Source organism: Thauera linaloolentis 47Lol = DSM 12138 (assembly GCF_000310205.1).
Classification (GTDB): Bacteria; Pseudomonadota; Gammaproteobacteria; order Burkholderiales; family Rhodocyclaceae; genus Thauera; species Thauera linaloolentis.
Genome location: NZ_AMXE01000031.1, coordinates 21,785 through 38,595, shown reverse-complemented (window position 1 = coordinate 38,595; position 16,811 = coordinate 21,785). Strand labels below are relative to the sequence as shown.

Genomic DNA, 16,811 nt, shown 5'->3' with positions numbered 1-16,811 from the left:
GGCTTGTCCGCGCTGGCCTTGCCGGCGGTGCTGACGCTGGCGCGGGGCGAGGCCTGGGTCGGCGCCTTGTCCGGGCAGGGCGGCTTCGGCGGCCGCATGGTCTGGCTGGCATGGGGCGCGGCGCTGGTGCTGTTCGCCTTGCTGGACCATCTGCTGCGATCCGCGCGGCAGCCGGTGCGCTGGCCGCGTGCCATGGCGGGGGGCGCGGCGCTGTTGTGGGGCCTGGTGTTCCACGACGCGCCGGGGCTGATCGTGGCCGTCGGCGTGTTCGCCGCCGCATTCCATGCCAGCCAGCGCACGCTTGCGGGGTTGGCATTGCTGGCGGCGGTGTCGTACGTCGGCGAGTTCTATTACCTGCTGGACGTGAGCCTGCTGCACAAGTCGGCGCTGCTGGCATTGGCGGGCGTGATCCTGCTGGCGCTGCGTGCGTGGATGCTCCGCGCCGGGCAAGAGGCGCGGCCGTGAGCCGGGGCCTGCTTGCGCGTGCCGCCGTGGCGGCGGCGCTGGCCCTGGTGCTGGGCGTGTCGCTGAAGGCGGTCGTCGATCGCGAGCGCACGCTCGAACAGGGGCGAATCGTGTTGCTGCGGCTGGCGCCGGTCGATCCGCGCTCGCTGATGCAGGGCGACTACATGGCGCTGCGTTTCGCCATCGACGGCGAACTGCCAGCCCCGCTGGGCGAGGAAGGCGCTTCGCCGACGGCCTATGCGCTGCTGGCGCTGGATGCGGAGGGGCGTGCGCGGCTGGCCGGCGTGGCCGATGCGCTGCCGGCGGGCGGGAGCGCCGCGATGCGCATCCGGCGGCGCGACGGCCGCGCGACGATCGGGCCGAATGCCTTCTTTTTCCAGGAGGGCACGGCCGCGGTTTACGAGGCGGCGCACTGGGGGGAGTTTCGCGTGGCGCCGGATGGTACGGCCTTGCTCACGCATCTGCGCGACGAGGCACTGAACCGGCTCGGCGGGCAGCGGCGATGATGCCGGCGGCGGCACCCGAGGCGCGAAAGCTGCGCGGCGCATGAACTTGCGCGCGGCTCGCGGTGTCTGCATTCAGCATCGCGGCTTGCGCCTGTGGGACAATCGCGGCGCTTCGCCCCGTTCCCGTTCCCATTCGCCGCCGGATTACCATGTCGTCTCGTCGCCCTGTCATCGTCGCCTTGTGCGCCATCGGTCTTGCCGGCCTGGCGGCTTATGCATGGTATGCCAACCAGCCCGACCGCCACGGCGCGGCGCTTTTGCAGCCGGCGGGGGGGCAGGTTCGGGCGGATGCTTCCCCGGTGGCCGAGGAGGCGCCGGTCGTGGTCGAGGTGGCCAGGGCCGAGGTGCGCGCGATGGCCGACGACGTCACCGCCGTGGGCTCTCTGGTTTCCAATGAATCGGTGGTGTTGCGGCCCGAAGTGGCGGGGCGGATTTCGCGCATCGCGTTCAAGGATGGAGAGCGGATCCGGCGCGGAGACGTGCTGGTCGAACTGGATGCGGCCGTGCAGCGTGCCGAACGGCAGCAGGCGCGCGCCAACCTGACGCTGGCCGAAGCCAATTTCCGCCGCAGCGAGGATCTGTTTGCACGCAAGTTCGTCAGCCAGAGCGGCCGCGACAATGCCCGCGCCGAGCTGGACGTGGCGCGGGCCGGCGTCGCGCTGGCGCAGGCGCGGCTCGAGCAGACCCTGATCCGCGCGCCCTTCGACGGCGTGGCGGGCATCCGCAGCGTGAGCCCGGGCGACTACGTCAAGGATGGGGACGCGCTGATCAACCTGGAGGACATCGCCCGACTGAAGGTGGACTTCCGCCTGCCCGAGCTTTATCTCGACCGCGTCAAGCCCGGCCAGGAACTGGAGCTGGCGAGCGACGTGCTGCCCGGCGACAGCTTCGCCGCGCGGGTGGATGCGATCGACCCGCTGGTGGATGCGCAGGGCCGCGCGGTGCGCCTGCGGGCCAGCTTGGCCAATCCGGATGGGCGCTTGCGCCCGGGGGTGTTCGTGCGTGTGCGCCTGATCCTGGCCGAGCGCCCGGCGGTGCTGGTGGTGCCCGAAACGGCGCTGGTGCCGGCGCCCGGCAACGTGCAGTTCGTCTACCGCGTGATGGACGGCAAGGCACAGCGCGTGGATGTGCGGACCGGTATGCGGCGCGAGACGGTGGTGGAAATCGTCGGCGGGCTGGATGCGGGGATGGAGGTGGTCACCGCCGGCCAGCTCAAGCTGCGCGACGGTGCGCCGGTGACGGTGTTGCGGGGGACCGCGCCCGACGCGGGCTGAGCGACAGGAAGCGCGACGATGGTCATTTCCGATATCTGCATCAAGCGCCCGGTGTTTGCGACCGTGCTGTCACTGCTGGTGCTGCTGGTGGGGCTGATGTCCTACTCGCGGCTGACGGTGCGCGAATATCCCAATATCGACGAACCGGTGGTGACGGTCGATACCACCTACCGCGGGGCGAGCGCGGCGATCGTCGAATCCCAGGTGACGAAACCGCTCGAGGATTCGCTCGCCGGCATCGAGGGAGTGGATGTGCTGTCGTCGATCAGCCGCCAGGAGCGCAGCCAGATCACGGTGCGCTTCCGCGTCGAGCGCGATGCCGACAGCGCCGCGGCCGATGTGCGCGACCGCGTGTCGCGCGTGCGCCGCCGCCTGCCGGACGACGTCGATGAGCCTGTGATCGCCAAGGTGGAGGCCGATGCCAACCCGATCATCTGGGTGGCGTTCTCGTCCGACCGGCATTCGCCGCTGGTGATGAGCGACTTCGCCAGCCGCGTCATCAAGCCCCGCCTGCAGACCCTGCCGGGGGCGGCGGATGCGCGCCTGTTCGGCGAGCGGCGCTATTCGATGCGGATCTGGCTCGACCGCGACCGGCTGGCGGCCTTCGGCCTGACCGTGCAGGAGGTCGAAAACGCCATTCGCGGGCAGAACGTGGAACTGCCCGCCGGGCGCATCGAGAGCAGCCAGCGCGAATTCGCCGTCGTCGCGCGCACCGACCTGGCGCAGCCGGACGAGTTCGAGGCGGTGGTGGTGCGCCAGCCGGCCAGCGCGGCCGATTATCCGGTGCGCATCCGCGATATCGGCCGCGTCGAGGTGGCCCCGGAGAACGAGCGCTCATCGGTCCGTTTCATGGGCCGGCCGGCGGTGTCGATCGGGCTCATCAAGCAGGCCACCGCCAATCCGCTGGATCTCAAGCGCGGGCTGGAGGAGATGCTGCCGCGGCTGGAGAGCGAACTGCCCGAGGGCATGTCGATGATGATCGCCAACGACACCACGGTGTTCATCGAGCGCTCGATCGACGCGGTGTTCTCGACGATCTGGGAAGCGGTGCTGCTGGTGGCCGGAGTGTGCCTGTTCTTCCTGCGCAACTGGCGCGCGATGCTGGTGCCGCTGGTGACGATCCCGGTATCGCTGGTGGGGGTGTTCACGCTGATGTTCGCGCTGGGCTTCTCGGTCAATACGCTCACCCTGCTCGCGCTGGTGCTGGCGATCGGCCTGGTGGTGGATGACGCCATCGTGGTGCTGGAGAACATCTACCGCCATGTCGAGGAGGGCATGGAGCCGGTGGCCGCGGCCTTCAAGGGCGCCAAGGAGATCGGTTTCGCCGTGGTGGCGATGACGATCACGCTGGCGGCGGTGTATGCGCCGGTGGCCTTCATGACCGGGCGCACCGGCAAGCTGTTCACCGAGTTCGCGCTGACGCTGGCCGGCGCGGTGATCGTGTCCGGCTTCGTCGCCCTGACGCTGTCGCCGATGATGTGCTCCCGCCTGCTGCGCCACGAGCGCAAGCACGGCCCGGTCTACAACGCCGTCGAAGGTTTTCTGAACTGGATGACCGAGGGCTACCGCGGCGTGCTGAGCGCGTCGCTGAAAGTGCGCTGGCTGGTGATGCTGGTGTTCGCGCTGGTGGCGGGGGCTTCCGTGCTGCTGATGGGGCAGCTGAAGACCGAGCTGGCACCGCTGGAGGACCGTGGCCGTGTGGTCGGCATGTTCAACGGGCCGGAAGGCGCGACCATCGACTACATGTCGCGCTATGCGCGCGAGATCGAGGACATCTACGCCGGCCTGCCCGAGGTGGACCGCTATCTGGTGATCACCGGCAACCCCACCGTGTCGCAGGGCATTTCCTTCGTCGGTTTCGAGGACTGGGGGGCACGCGAACGGAGCGCGTCGCAGATCGCCGAGGAACTCGGGCCCCGGCTGAAGGCGATTCCGGGCGTGAATGCCTTTCCGGTGATGCCGGCTTCCTTCGGCCAGAGTCCGCGTTCGCGGCCGGTCAGCTTCGTCGTGTCGACCTCCGATTCCTATGACGAGCTTGCACGCCATGCTGAGGCGATTCTGGATGCGATGCGCGGCAATCCGGGTTTCGTTTCGCCCGATACCGATCTCAAGCTGACCCTGCCGGAACTGTCGGTCGAGGTCGACCGCGACCGCGCGGCAGACCTGGGGGTGCCGGTCGACGTCATCGGCCGCACGCTGGAGACCATGCTCGGCGGCCGCCAGGTGACGCGCTACAAGCAGGATGCCGAACAGTACGACGTGATCGTGCAGGTCGCCGCCGCCAGCCGCGCCGATCCGCGCGACATCCGCGACATCTTCGTGCGCGCGCGCAACGGCGACATGGTGCCGCTGGCCAACGTGGTCAAGGTCAGCGAGGCGGTGGCGCCGCGCGAACTGAACCACTTCGGCCAGCGCCGCTCGGTGACCATCTCGGCCAACCTCGCGCCCGACTATGCGCTGGGCGAGGCGCTGCAGTGGATGGAGGAGACCGCCGCGCGCGTCCTGCCGCCAGGCTATGCGACCGACTACGACGGCCAGTCGCGCGAGTTCAAGACCAGTTCGGCCAGCCTGGCGCTGGTGTTCCTGCTGGCGCTGGCCTTCATCTACCTGGTGCTGGCGGCGCAGTTCGAGAGCTTCCGCGACCCCTTCATCATCATGCTGACGGTGCCGTTGTCGATGACCGGCGCCTTGGGCGCGCTGTGGCTGACGGGCGGCACGCTCAACGTCTACAGCCAGATCGGGCTGGTGACGCTGGTGGGCCTGATCACCAAGCACGGCATCCTGATCGTGGAATTCGCCAACCAGTTGCGCGAGCAGGGCCGCGATCTGCTGGAGGCAGTGATCGAGGCCGCCGTGCTGCGCCTGCGGCCCATCCTGATGACGACCGGGGCGATGGTGCTGGGTTCGGTGCCCCTGGCGCTGGCCACCGGCGCCGGCGCCGAAAGCCGGCAGCAGATCGGCTGGGTGATCGTGGGGGGGCTGCTGCTCGGCACCTTCTTCACCTTGTTCGTGGTGCCGACGGTGTATTCGCTGCTTGCCCGCAAGGAGCGGACGCCGGAAGTGCCCGCTGCCGGGGCGGCAGGGGCAGGCATCTGATCCGATTGAAAAGCCCCCTGGCGCGGGAGCGCTGCAGGGGGCCGGGGCGGGGACCGCTGGCGTGCCGCTTATTGGGTCGCGGGGTCCACTTTCTGCAGGATGGCGTACATCTGGTCCTTCAGCAGCAGCTTCTGCTTCTTCAGGACTTCGACCTCTTCATGCGTCGCATGCTCGATGTGCGATTCGATGTTCTTGATCTGCTGGTCGAGCGTGTTGTGCTTGTCGAACAGATTCAGGAAATGACGGTCGCTGGTCTTCAACTGCGTAATCAGGTCACGGTATTCAGGAAACATAGGCACACTCCGGTGATCAAGTGGGGACGAAACCGGATCCGTTGGCTTCACTCTACTCCTTCAGCGGCGGCCGGCCAAGCGCCCGGCGGGGGCTCGTGCTCCCGATCTGGGCGGTGGGCAGGGCCTCAGCCGAACAGGTAGGGGAACAGCCGTTTCCTGTCCCCGTCCGTCAGCGCCTCCATGCGGGCGATGTTTCGTTCCGGAATGCCGTCGACGTCCGGATGGTGTTCGATGGCTTTTTCCAGGCTTTCCTCGCGGATGATGTGCAGCAGCGGCCAGGGCGAGCGGTTGGTCAGGTTGCCGGCGTCGTCGGGCTCGGTATCGGCAAACTGATATTGCGGATGGAAGCTTGCCACCTGCAGTTCGCCTTCCCAGCCGAACTGCTCGACCCACAGATCGACCGCATCGAGGAAGTCGTTGTAGTCCTCGAAGTTCTCGAGCATGTCCGAGATCGCCAGCAGCGTCGTCTCCAGTGTTTCCGCAGGCGTGTCGGACAGGCGTTCGAGTTCGGCCTGCAGGTCGTTGAGCAGGGTTTCCTCGTCGGTGGCATGGCTGATGGCGATGCGTACCCGCTTTTCGCGCCGCGGCCTGGCCGCGAACGGACAGAGGTCGAGGCCGATGACGACCTCGTCCAGCCATTGGTTGATGTCGTCGAGGATCTGCTGGTCCATGCGGGCTTTCCTTGCGTGCGGTGGAGGGAGGTGCGCGGCGGCGGCTCATGCCGCGATCAGTTGCAGCGCCGTGTAGCGTATGGCGTCGGCGAGGTCCGGGCGCAGGCAGTCGAGCTCGATGAAACCCGGCCAGGTCTCGCGGAACTGGCGCTGCCAGGTGAGCTGGCGCTTGGCGAGCTGGCGGGTGGCGGCGACGCCCTTGAAGCGCAGTTCGTCGTAGCCGATGCCGCCGTCGAGGTACTCCCAAGCCTGGCGGTAGCCGACGCAGCGCATCGAGGGCATATCCGGCGCCAGGCGATGGGTGTTGCGCAATTGGCGGACTTCGTCGATGAAGCCGGCGTGCAGCATGGCGTCGAAGCGGTCGGCGATGCGCGCGTGCAGCACGCTGCGGTCCGATGGCGCGATCGCCATCGGCAGCAGGCGGCAGGGCAGGGCGTCGTCTTCCCTGCGGGCGTAGCTGTCGGCCAGCGGGCGGCCGGTGAGGCGCACGATTTCGAGCGCGCGCTGGATGCGCTGGGCGTCAGCGGGCTCCAGCCGCGCGGCGGTGGCGGGGTCGAGCCGGGCGAGTTCGGCGTGCAATGCCGGCCAGCCGTGCGCGGCGGCGTCCGCGTCGATGGCGCGGCGCAGCCCGGCGTCGGCGGGCGGCAGGTCCGAGAGTCCGTCGCGCAGCGCCTTGAAGTACAGCATGGTGCCGCCGGCCAGCAGCGGAATGCGGCCGCGCGCGGTGATCTCGCGCATCAGGCGGATGGCGTCGGCGCGGAAGCGGGCGGCCGAATAGGCGTCCTCGGGCGAGACGATGTCGATCAGGTGGTGCGGGCAGGCAGCGAGTTCTTCCGGGCTGGGCTTGGCCGTGCCGATGTCCATGCCGCGGTACACCAGCGCGGAGTCGACGCTGATGATCTCGATCGGCAGGCTGCGGGCGAGCGCGAGCGCACACGCCGTCTTGCCGCTGGCGGTGGGGCCGAGCAGCAGCAGTGCGGGTGGGGGCGTCGAGCGCGATGGGATGTCGGTCACGGGGCGAAGGTCGAGTGGGGCTGGCCGGTGCCAGTACCAGGTTGAGGCGGAGTGGATTATCCGCTGCTTGCGGGGCGATGGGCAAAGCGCTTGCGGCAATGCGCCGTTTCATGTGCCGACATATGCATTTTGGAATATGATGAAGAGGTTTTCATGACTTCTTCCCGCCATGTTCTTCGCTGATCCGCGCAGCCGCAGGCGATGCTTCCTGCGCATGCTCTGCCTGCTGCCGCCCTTGCTTGCCGCGGGTGTTCCGCTTGCGGCCGAACCTGCCCCGCCGGCCTTGATGCTGGCCGGCCGCTGGCATGACGGACTCGACCCCGCGGGATATTGGGTGAGCGAGAAGCTGGATGGCGTGAGGGCATACTGGGACGGGGCGAGCCTGCGCTTTCGCAGCGGACGGCCGATTGCGGCGCCGGCGTGGTTCGTCGCCGGTCTGCCGCCGGTGGCGCTCGATGGCGAGTTGTGGCTGGGGCGGGGACGCTTCGAGGCGCTGTCGGGACTCGTGCGGCGCGAGACGGCGGACGAAGCGGGCTGGCGCCGTGTCCGTTATCTGGTATTCGACCTGCCGGGCCAGACGGGGCCGTTCGCGCAGCGTCTGCAGCGCTTGCAGGCCCTCGTCGCGTCGGCCGGCGTCCCGCATGTGCAGGCCGTCCCCCAGTTCCGCGTGGAGAACCGGGCGGTGCTCGCGGCGACGCTCGCCCGCGTGCTGGCCGCGGGCGGCGAGGGCTTGATGCTGCATCAGGCCGATGCCCATTGGCAGCCGGGCCGTGGCGATGCGATCCTCAAGCTGACCCCGCTGCTCGATGCTGAAGCCAGGGTGGTCGCGCATCTGCCCGGGCAGGGCAGGCACCGCGGTGTGCTGGGCGCGCTCGAGGTCGAATCGGCCGACGGCCGGCGCTTTCGCCTCGGCACGGGCTTCAGCGACGCCGGCCGCCGCGATCCGCCTCCGATCGGCAGCATGGTGACCTACCGCTATCGCGAGTTGACCGCCCAGGGCATGCCGCGATTTCCGGTGTTCGTGCGCGTTCGCAGTCCCGGCGCCGATTAGTTGCGCCGCGGGTTCCGAAGAGGCGCCGGCGCGGCTGGCCGGGCACACGGCGCCACAATTTCGGGCAGGGCCCGGGGCGGCTTTGCATTCAGCCACTTGCCCCGCTTATCCACAGCTTATGCAGGTGTCTGCTCACGCTCGCTGGGGACAAGTGCGGGCCAGGCGGCGATCCGGATCTCATTCTGCCTGCTGCTTGCCGAGCTTTTCCACGTACATGACGCGGTCGGCGTGTTTCAGGAGTCCTTCGGCGTCGGTGGCGTCGTCGGGGTAGAGCGCGGCGCCGACCGCGCCGCCGTTGACGCGGGCGTTCATTCCGGGGATCGACTCGAGCGGTTCGCGCAGGAAGGCGTCGACATGTTCGCGGATGGATTCGAGCGTGCCGCGGTGTTCGACGTCGGCGAGCAGGATGACGAACTCGTCGCCGGCGTAGCGCGCCACGAGATCGTCCTGGCGCAGCTTGTGCGACAGGCGGGCGGCGATCTCCTGCAGCGCGCGGTCGCCGGCGTCGTGGCCGTAGGTGTCGTTGATCGCCTTGAAACCGTTCAGGTCGATGAAGAGGATTCCCAGCCGCGGCCTGCGGCGGTCGGCATGGGCAGCGTCGATGCGGCGGCGGAGCTGTTCGAGGAAGGCTTCGCGGTTGGCGAGTCCGGTCAGGCGATCGGTGCGCAGGCGGTTCTGCATGGTCTCGAAGCTGCGCGCGAGTGCGCCGATCTCGTCGCGGCGCTCGATGCCGACCGGGGTGTCGAGCTCGCCGTCGCCGACGCGGCGGGCCACTTCCGACAGGCGGCGCAGGTCGTTCGAGACCCAGTTCAGGATGCTGAGCCCGATGGCGATCGCCAGCAGCACGGCCAGCGTGGCCAGCACGATGGTGCGGGTGACGTTCTCGCGCACGCCTCCCAGGAAGTCGCTGGCGGGCATGGCGACGACCATCACCCAGTCGAGCCCGGCCTCGTCACGGATGCGGTCGAAGGCGGCATGGATGAGGCTGCCGTCGGCGGTTTTGAATTCGAAGACGCGCGGCAGGTTCTGGTCGTCGCGGGCGGCGATGCGGCCCTGAACGGTGACGTAGGCGTCCTTCAGCAGGGCGTGGTCGCTGGCGCCCGCGTTGAGACGGCCGCCGCTGCCGTCGGGCAGGGTGACGACGTTGCTGCTGGCGGACGAGGCGATCAGGTTGCCGTCCGGCTCGATGATGAAGGCCACGCCGTTGGGCGAGACTTCGAGGCGGCCGACGAAGTCGTTGAGCGCCTTCAGCGACACGTCGGTCGCGACCACGCCTTCGAAGCTGGCATCGGCATTGTGGACCTGGCGGGCACGCGTCGCGATCAACTGGCGTGTGCCGAAGTCGATATATACCGACGTCCAGGTGTGGCCCTCGGTGTGCTTGCCGTTCGTGTACCAGGGGCGGGTGCGGGGGTCGAACAGCGCCGTCTCGCGGCGCTGGAACTGCAGCGGGCCGTCGATACCCGAGAAGTGATACACCGCGCGATGCTCGTCGGCGCGGAGCTTCATGCGCAGTTCGACGTCCTGGGCGGTGTGGCGCATCAGCCCCAGCCCCTGGCCGGCTTCGTTGCCGTAATAGACGTAGTTGTTGGGGTCGGTGTGCAGTGTCGTCGCCACCCAGAAGCGGTTGCGGATCTCGTGGAAATCGGCCTCGATCGACGGCGGGGCGGGCACATCGCTCGGGAAAGCCGTTTCCAGTACCGCGCCCGAGCCCACGATGTGGCGGTCGACCGCCTGCGAGATGCGCCCGACGGTTTCGAGCAGCAGGTGGCGGGATACCGTGCCGACCGCGCTGCTGCCCGCCGAATAGGACAGGATGCCCAGTGCGATCGCGAGCGCGATGACGAGCACCACATAGGGCACGATCAGGACGAGCCGCAGCGAGAAGGGCTTGAGGAGCTGGATGGGCATGGCTGGCGCGGGGGCTTCCCGTTTTTTACTTTACTGGCCGCGCATGAAGAAGCGGTCGAGATCCTGCATCGTCAACTGGGTCCACGTGGGGCGGCCGTGGTTGCACTGGTCGGCGCGATCGGTGGCTTCCATGTCGCGCAGCAGCGCGTTCATCTCGGGAATGGTCAACTGGCGGTTGGCGCGGACGGCGCCGTGGCAGGCCATCGTGGCGAGCAGTTCGTTGCGCCGCGCGGTGACGACTTCCGAGGCGGGGAATTCGCGCAGTTCTTCCAGCAGATTGCGCATCATTTCGGCCACGGGGGCGTTGGCGAGCAGCGCCGGCACGCTACGCACCGCCAGTTCCTGCGGTCCGGCGGCGCCGACATCGAAGCCCATGCTGGCCAGGATTTCGCCACATTCTTCCGCCGCGGCCATGTCCTTGGCGCCGACCGAGAATACCGCTGGAATCAGCAGGCGTTGAATCGAAGGACGGCCGTCGAGCACGGTCTTCAGCTTTTCATACAGGATGCGCTCGTGCGCCGCGTGCATGTCGACCAGGATCAGGCCGGCACGGTTCTGCGCCAGGATGTAGACGCCGTGCAGTTGCGCCAGCGCAAAGCCGAGCGGCGGTGCGCCGTCGCCATCGGGCAAGGGCGGAGAGGGGGCATCGGCAGCGGGCAGGCGGGCGCTGGCGGCGAAATCCAGGTAGGCGCGGCTCGCCGAGTCCATCGCCAGCCGGCCTTGCTGGGGCGCCGCTGCGGGCCAGGCGCGCGTGCCGGCATGGGATGGCGGGCTGTCTGCCTCCATGCCGGTTCCTGCGGACGGGTAGCGCGTGGTGTTGGCGGCGATGCCGAAGCCCGAGCCCGGCGTCGCCGGGGGGGCGGCCGGCTGTGCGTCGATCCGTCCCGCGCCGGATTCCGCCAGCACGCGCTTGAGCGCGTGGTAGACGAACTGGTGCACCGCGCGCGATTCGCGGAAGCGCACCTCGATCTTGGCCGGGTGCACGTTGACGTCTACGCCTGCCGGGTCGAGCTCCAGGAACAACACGTAGGCCGGATGGCGGCTGCCGTGAAGGATGTCGGTATAGGCCTCGCGTACCGCGTGGGTCAGCAGTTTGTCGCGGACGAAGCGGCCATTGACGAAGAAGAACTGCGCATCGCGGCTGGCGCGCGAGTAGGCCGGCAACGATGCGAAGCCGGTCAGCCGCAGCAGGCCGCCTTCGGCCGAGACCTCGCGCGCGTGCTGCAGAAAGTCGTCGCCCATCAGCGCCGCGACGCGCGCGGCGGGCGCGCCCGGCGGCAGGCGGTGGACGACGCGGCCATTGTGCGACAGCTGCAGGCCGATGTCGGGGCGGGCAAGCGCGACGCGTCTGAACATGTCGTCGCAGTGGGCGTATTCCGTGCCTTCGGTCTTGAGGAATTTGCGCCGCGCGGGGGTGTTGTAATACAGGTCCGCCACATCCACCACGGTGCCGTGGTTGAGGGCTGCCGGTGCCAGGCTGCCGTCGCTGCCGTCGATGCGCCAGGCGTGGCTCGCGCCGCTGGCGCGGCTGGTGATCGAGGTGCGCGCTACCGCCGCGATCGCGGCCAGCGCCTCGCCGCGGAAGCCCATGGTGCCGACGTGCTCGAGGTCGTCGAGGGTGGCGATCTTGCTGGTGGCGTGGCGTTCCAGCGCCAGCGCAAGATCGTCGCGCCCGATGCCGCAGCCGTCGTCGGCGACGCGGATGCGGCGCACTCCGCCTTGCTCCAGTTGTACCTCGATCGCGCGCGACCCCGCATCGATGGCGTTCTCCAGCACCTCCTTGAGCACGGAGGCCGGGCGCTCGACGACCTCGCCGGCTGCGATCTGGTTGACCAGAAGGTCGGACAGGCGGTGAATGACGGGCATGGCCGGGCCTGGATCGGTGAATGAGGGCAGGATTATACGTTGGGGTCCCGAGCGGCTGCGACCGGCGCTTCCGGTATGATGCGGGCCGGGTACCCGTGGAAACGATGCGCATGAGCAAGACCCTAGCCGCCCCAAAGGCCGAGCATTGCCGCCTGCCGTGCCGGCGCAGGGTGCTGGCCGTGGCGCTCGGCCTGGCGCTGGCGGCCTGTTCGACCCCGGGCACGGCGCCCAATGCGATGCGCGAGCGAGGTTTCGATCCGCGGCAATTGATCAAGACCGATCTCAACCGTGTGGCCGAAACGCATCAGCAGCACATCTTCGCCAGCCTGCGCCGCCTTGCCGACAAGCTGTACAAGCGCAACCCGCGCGAGTGGCGAAAATCGGACGCCCCGAGTGCCGAGGCGGCCATCTCCCGCATCTTCGACGAGCAGCATCGCTGGCGCTTCGCGTCGCTTGGCAACCGGCGCGATCTCGATGCGCTGCATGTCGCGCTGCACCCGGAGTATCGCGGCGACCGCGTGCAGGCCCTGATGGTCGGGCTCGCCAGCATGGTGCAGTCGGCGTTCGGCGATCGCGAAGTTTTTTACCTTCTGGATGATCTCGAGCCCCAGCACCTCTACAATGCGGCCCGTAACGTCGAGATTGCGGTGTGGAAGCTCTCGTATGCGCGAGATGGCAACGGTGCGTTGCTGCTGCTGTCGAACGAGTTCGGCGATTCGCCCAACCTCAGTTTCGAACGCGAGTTCGGCCGCATCATCGGTCTGCTCGACGCCTTGTCCGGAGTGATCGAGGAAGAGACCGAACGCACGGTGACGCGTGTGGTCCAGAACCTGACCACGGCGGTATTCCTGCCGGTGTATTGAGGCGCGCGCTGCGGCCTTTCAACCCATTTCTTTCAAATGAAGTCCATCGTCATTCTCGTTTCCGGCCGCGGCAGCAACATGCAGGCCATCGTGGAGGCCGCCATCCCGGGCGCCCGCATCGCGGCCGTCGTCAGCAACCGTGCCGATGCGGGTGGGCTGGCATTCGCCGCCGGGTGCGGCATCGAAACCGCCGTCGTGGATCACAAGGCTTATGGCGACCGTGCCGCCTTCGACCACGCCCTGGCCGAGTGCATCGACCGCTTCCGGCCCGACCTGGTCGTGCTGGCGGGCTTCATGCGCGTGCTGACCGATGCCTTCGTGCGCCGCTACGAAGGCCGCCTGATCAACATCCATCCTTCGCTGCTGCCTGCCTTTCCCGGCTTGCACACGCATCGGCGCGCGCTCGAGGCCGGCGTGCGGGTACACGGCGCGACGGTGCATTTCGTCACCCCCGCGCTCGATTGTGGTCCGATCGTCATCCAGGCGGTGGTGCCGGTGCTGCAGGATGACGATGAGGCGCGGCTGGCGGCGCGGGTGCTGGAACAGGAGCACCGGATCTATCCACAGGCGGTGCGCTGGTTCGTTGATGGGCGGCTGAGCCTCGATGGGCAGGGGCGCGTCCGCGTGGCGGATGATGCCGGCCGGGCCTTCGGCTGGTGCGTGCCGGAACTGGATTCATTGCCGTGATCAACCGTTCCGGCCTGGCGGCGCTCGGACTCTCGCTCGTCGCGCATGCCGTGCTGCTGGGCGGGGGCGCGTGGCGTCCGGTGCCGGCCGTGGTGCCGGAATTGCCCGAGCCGTTCATTCAGGCGCGGCTGATCGTGCCGCCGCCCGAAGCCGAGGTCCCCGTGAAGGCGGCCGAAGCCCCGGTGGCCGAGCTTCCACCCGCGGGGGCCGCCGAAGCGCCCGCGCTGAAGGCGGCGCCTGCGCCCCGGCCCGTTCGGAAACCCAGGCCCAAGCCGGCCTCTGCAGCCCTCGCGCCTCCTGCTGAGCCCGTTCAGGTGGCGTTGGCTGCCCCCGCAGCGGGAGGCGGGCAGCCGGCCAGCGACGCGCCGGCGGCGGCCGTACTCGCGCCGCCGATGCCGCAGGCCCCGCCGATCGACCCCATGGCGGGTGCGGCATTCGATGTAGCCGATGCCGACGGCTGGCCGCGGGAGGGCGCTATCGTCTACCGCGTCATGATGGGCGACAAGGGTTTCGAAGTGGGGCAGGCCAGCCACAGCTGGTCGCACGATACCCGCCGCTACGACATGCGTGTCGAACTGAAGACCACAGGGGTGGCAGCCCTGATGCGCAGCTTTCACTACGTGCAGCGCAGCGAAGGCGAGGTGGGTGAGCGCGGCCTGCGCCCCTTGCGCTTCACCGTCGAACAGCGCGGGCGGGCATCGGACGCGGTGGAGTTCGATTGGTCGGCCGGCAAGGCGATCATCCGCCGTGGCAGCCGCGCGCCCCGCGCGGTCCATATCCTGCCTGGGGACCAGGACGTACTGAGCTTGTGGCACCAGGTGGGGATCGTCGGCACGAACGGCCTGCCGGCCACGCTGACGGTGCTGACGAACAAGACCGCCAAGCCGGCCCTTCTCGAGGTGGTTGGGCCGGAGGGGCTGCGCCTGCCCATCGGCCGTCTCGATACGGTGCGATTGCGGGCACAGGCCGAGGACGGCAGCCTGAGTATCGACATCTGGCTTGCCAGTCGTTACGGCATGCTGCCGGTGCGCATCCGCATCGCGGATGACGACGGCGAGGTGCTCGACCAGCAGGCCATCCAGTTGCGCCTGACGCCCGCGGCCGGAGCCGGCGGACTTGCCGGCGGCGAGGCAGCCGGCGAGATCATGCTGGCCGAACGGGTCGAGTTGAAGGAAGAGACCGATCCGATGGCCGATCTATACAGATAATTGACATCCGACATGAAAAAGACAGAAAAGACCCCTGAAGGCGCCGTTTCGCGCGCGCTGTTCATCCAGGCCACCCAGGCCCTCGGCGCCGTGCTTGCCTTCGAGTTTCCGGCCGATGCGGTGTTGTCGCGCTATTTTCGCGACAACCGCGAACTGGGCCATCGTGATCGTGGCTTCATCGCCGAGACTGTCTATGCGGTGCTGCGCCGCTTGCGCTGGCTGCGCCGCCTGGCGGGCGACAAGGCGACGCCACGCGAACTGCTGCTGGCCTGGTTCGCCCGCGGCGAAGGCTGGCCGATGCGCAATTTCGAGGGGCTCGCGTCGGCCACCGAACGCGACTGGGTCGCAGGCGTGAAGGCGGCCGAACTGGGTGAAGCCAGCCTGGCCGAGCGTGCCGACCTGCCGGACTGGCTCGCCGAACGGCTGATGAACGGTTTCGACGAAGCCGGCGTGCTGGCGCTGGCACAGGGGCTGAATCGCGCGGCGCCGCTCGACTTGCGCGCCAACGTGCTGAAGATCGAGCGCGACGCCTTGCTTGCGCGCCTGCGTGAAGACCGCATCGGCGCCGAGCCGGGTGCGCTGTCGCCGCAGGCCGTGCGGCTGTCGGGCAAGCCGGCGCTGCAGAAGCATCCGTTGTTCCTCGACGGCAGTTTCGAAGTGCAGGATGAAGGCAGCCAGCTGCTCGGCTTGCTCGTGCAGCCCAAGCGCGGCGAACTGGTCGTCGATTTCTGCGCCGGTGCGGGCGGCAAGACGCTGCAGTTGGGGGCGATGATGCGTTCGACGGGGCGCTTGTACGCCTTCGACGTTTCCGAGAAGCGCCTCGCCAAGCTCAAGCCGCGCATGGCGCGCGCCGGGCTGTCGAACGTGCATCCGGTGCTGATCGCGCACGAGAACGATGCCAAGCTCAAGCGCATGGCCGGCAAGGCTGACCGCGTGCTGGTCGATGCGCCGTGCTCCGGCCTGGGTACGCTGCGCCGTAATCCCGACCTGAAATGGCGGCAGTCGCCGGCCGCAGTCGATGAAATGGTGGCCAAGCAGGGCGCGATCCTGGCCGCGGCCGCGCGCCTGGTGCGTCCCGGCGGGCGTCTCGTGTATGCGACCTGCAGCCTGCTGGCGGAAGAGAACGACGCCGTTGTCGATGCGTTCTTGGAGGCGCATCCTCAATTCCGCCCGGTGTCCGCCGAGGGCGTGCTGGAAAAGCAGGGGGTGAGTCTGGAAACCGGCGAGCGTCTGCGCCTGCTGCCCCACCGCCATGACACCGACGGCTTCTTTGCCGCGGTGATGGAACGTGTGGCGAATGCCTGACAGGGCCGTTCCACGGCCGCCGGCCGTGGTTGTGTCGGCCCTGGCCCTATGGGCGGGCCTGGCCTTGTCCGTCGCGCTGCCGGCGTCGGCGGCACAGCGTTTCGCGGCCAAGGGGGAAGTCGAGGTGGCGTTTACGCCGCGCGATGATGCCGAATCCCTGCTGGTCGGCGTCATCGAGCGTGCGCGCAGCAGCCTGCATGTGCAGGCCTATGCCTTTACCAGCCGCCGGATTGCCAGGGCGATGGTGGCGGCGCATCGGCGGGGCGTCGAAGTGCAGGTGCTGGCCGATGCCCAGATGAATCGCAACCCGAAAGGCAACGCCTTGCCGATACTGCTGGCGGGCGGCGTGCCGGTGGCGGTCGAGACCGAATACAAGGCCGCGCACAACAAGGTGCTGATCGCCGATGCCGACGGCCCGGGATGCACGGTGCTGACCGGTTCGTACAACTTCACCTGGTCGGCGCAGAACCGCAACGCGGAAAACATCCTCGTGCTGCGCGGCCACTGCGAGCTGGCCCAGGCCTATCGGGACAACTGGCTGCGCCATCGCCGCGAGGCCATGGCGATCGCCTCGTTGCCGTTCAGGCATTGAACGCGGTGC

General features: G+C 68.7%; 15 protein-coding genes. 10 read left to right on the top strand and 5 right to left on the bottom strand.

Annotated features, from left to right (window positions below; genetic code table 11):
- The 4 genes from C666_RS09980 to C666_RS09965 all read left to right on the top strand — a co-directional run.
- Window positions 1-465: DUF4401 domain-containing protein (locus C666_RS09980; RefSeq protein ID WP_004337867.1), on the top strand; the 465-nt coding region annotated here is incomplete at its 5' end.
- Window positions 462-971, top strand: coding sequence for a GDYXXLXY domain-containing protein (locus C666_RS09975; RefSeq protein ID WP_004337865.1), 510 nt, complete (start codon window positions 462-464; stop codon window positions 969-971). The genes C666_RS09980 and C666_RS09975, both read left to right, overlap by 4 nt.
- Window positions 972-1,120: 149 nt before the next feature.
- On the top strand, window positions 1,121-2,245 hold the full coding sequence (locus C666_RS09970; protein WP_028792464.1) for an efflux RND transporter periplasmic adaptor subunit: 1,125 nt from the start codon (window positions 1,121-1,123) through the stop codon (window positions 2,243-2,245).
- Window positions 2,246-2,263: 18 nt separating this feature from the next.
- The gene (locus C666_RS09965) at window positions 2,264-5,341 is read left to right on the top strand and encodes an efflux RND transporter permease subunit (protein ID WP_004337860.1); all 3,078 of its coding nucleotides are present in this window, start codon (window positions 2,264-2,266) and stop codon (window positions 5,339-5,341) included.
- Window positions 5,342-5,409: 68 nt separating this feature from the next.
- Here C666_RS09965 and C666_RS09960 read toward each other — a convergent pair whose 3' ends face one another.
- From C666_RS09960 to miaA, 3 genes are all read right to left on the bottom strand, one after another.
- Window positions 5,410-5,634 carry an HP1242/YdcH family protein gene (locus tag C666_RS09960; RefSeq protein WP_004337858.1) on the bottom strand — a complete coding sequence of 75 codons (225 nt, stop codon included), beginning with the start codon at window positions 5,632-5,634 and terminating at the stop codon, window positions 5,410-5,412.
- Window positions 5,635-5,759: 125 nt separating this feature from the next.
- Window positions 5,760-6,305: a DUF1415 domain-containing protein gene (locus C666_RS09955; RefSeq protein ID WP_004337856.1), complete on the bottom strand. Its 546-nt coding sequence runs from the start codon at window positions 6,303-6,305 to the stop codon at window positions 5,760-5,762.
- Between the two features lie 45 nt (window positions 6,306-6,350).
- Entirely contained in the window at window positions 6,351-7,319 is a 969-nt protein-coding gene (gene miaA / locus C666_RS09950) for a tRNA (adenosine(37)-N6)-dimethylallyltransferase MiaA (protein ID WP_004337855.1), read from the bottom strand.
- Between the two features lie 214 nt (window positions 7,320-7,533).
- Between miaA and C666_RS09945 the strand changes: the two genes are divergently transcribed.
- A complete protein-coding gene (locus tag C666_RS09945; protein WP_051019912.1) occupies window positions 7,534-8,370 on the top strand; it encodes a DNA ligase in 837 nt (278 codons plus the stop codon).
- Between the two features lie 177 nt (window positions 8,371-8,547).
- On the opposite strand, the gene C666_RS09940 is transcribed toward C666_RS09945, so the two are convergent.
- Complete coding sequence (locus C666_RS09940; RefSeq protein ID WP_004337853.1) at window positions 8,548-10,281, bottom strand: sensor domain-containing diguanylate cyclase; 1,734 nt, start codon at window positions 10,279-10,281, stop codon at window positions 8,548-8,550.
- A 30-nt stretch (window positions 10,282-10,311) separates the two neighbouring features.
- Window positions 10,312-12,147: a DNA mismatch repair endonuclease MutL gene (gene mutL, locus C666_RS09935; protein ID WP_004337852.1), complete on the bottom strand. Its 1,836-nt coding sequence runs from the start codon at window positions 12,145-12,147 to the stop codon at window positions 10,312-10,314.
- A 110-nt stretch (window positions 12,148-12,257) separates the two neighbouring features.
- Here mutL and C666_RS09930 point away from each other — a divergent pair, with 110 nt between their 5' ends.
- From C666_RS09930 to C666_RS09910, 5 genes are read left to right on the top strand one after another with little or no spacing between them, the layout of a single operon-like run.
- Window positions 12,258-13,010: a hypothetical protein gene (locus C666_RS09930; protein WP_004337851.1), complete on the top strand. Its 753-nt coding sequence runs from the start codon at window positions 12,258-12,260 to the stop codon at window positions 13,008-13,010.
- Between the two features lie 36 nt (window positions 13,011-13,046).
- Window positions 13,047-13,697 (top strand): phosphoribosylglycinamide formyltransferase, encoded by a 651-nt coding sequence (gene purN / locus C666_RS09925; protein WP_004337850.1) that lies wholly within the window; start codon window positions 13,047-13,049, stop codon window positions 13,695-13,697.
- Entirely contained in the window at window positions 13,694-14,905 is a 1,212-nt protein-coding gene (locus tag C666_RS09920) for a DUF3108 domain-containing protein (RefSeq protein ID WP_004337849.1), read from the top strand. The genes purN and C666_RS09920 overlap by 4 nt, the downstream gene beginning before the upstream one ends.
- A 12-nt stretch (window positions 14,906-14,917) precedes the next feature.
- The gene (locus C666_RS09915; RefSeq protein WP_004337848.1) at window positions 14,918-16,210 is read left to right on the top strand and encodes an RsmB/NOP family class I SAM-dependent RNA methyltransferase; all 1,293 of its coding nucleotides are present in this window, start codon (window positions 14,918-14,920) and stop codon (window positions 16,208-16,210) included.
- The gene (locus C666_RS09910; RefSeq protein ID WP_004337847.1) at window positions 16,203-16,802 is read left to right on the top strand and encodes a phospholipase D family nuclease; all 600 of its coding nucleotides are present in this window, start codon (window positions 16,203-16,205) and stop codon (window positions 16,800-16,802) included. The genes C666_RS09915 and C666_RS09910 overlap by 8 nt, the downstream gene beginning before the upstream one ends.
- Window positions 16,803-16,811: the final 9 nt, after the last annotated feature.

Bases quoted from the DNA above. Each gene is read 5' to 3' on its own strand.
- C666_RS09970 (WP_028792464.1), top strand. From the start codon at position 1,121: ATGTCGTCTCGTCGCCCTGTCATCGTCGCCTTGTGCGCCATCGGTCTT.
- C666_RS09965 (WP_004337860.1), top strand. From the start codon at position 2,264: ATGGTCATTTCCGATATCTGCATCAAGCGCCCGGTGTTTGCGACCGTG.
- C666_RS09960 (WP_004337858.1), bottom strand. From the start codon at position 5,634: ATGTTTCCTGAATACCGTGACCTGATTACGCAGTTGAAGACCAGCGAC.
- C666_RS09955 (WP_004337856.1), bottom strand. From the start codon at position 6,305: ATGGACCAGCAGATCCTCGACGACATCAACCAATGGCTGGACGAGGTC.
- C666_RS09945 (WP_051019912.1), top strand. From the start codon at position 7,534: ATGCTCTGCCTGCTGCCGCCCTTGCTTGCCGCGGGTGTTCCGCTTGCG.
- C666_RS09940 (WP_004337853.1), bottom strand. From the start codon at position 10,281: ATGCCCATCCAGCTCCTCAAGCCCTTCTCGCTGCGGCTCGTCCTGATC.
- mutL (WP_004337852.1), bottom strand. From the start codon at position 12,147: ATGCCCGTCATTCACCGCCTGTCCGACCTTCTGGTCAACCAGATCGCA.
- C666_RS09930 (WP_004337851.1), top strand. From the start codon at position 12,258: ATGAGCAAGACCCTAGCCGCCCCAAAGGCCGAGCATTGCCGCCTGCCG.
- purN (WP_004337850.1), top strand. From the start codon at position 13,047: ATGAAGTCCATCGTCATTCTCGTTTCCGGCCGCGGCAGCAACATGCAG.
- C666_RS09915 (WP_004337848.1), top strand. From the start codon at position 14,918: ATGAAAAAGACAGAAAAGACCCCTGAAGGCGCCGTTTCGCGCGCGCTG.
- C666_RS09910 (WP_004337847.1), top strand. From the start codon at position 16,203: ATGCCTGACAGGGCCGTTCCACGGCCGCCGGCCGTGGTTGTGTCGGCC.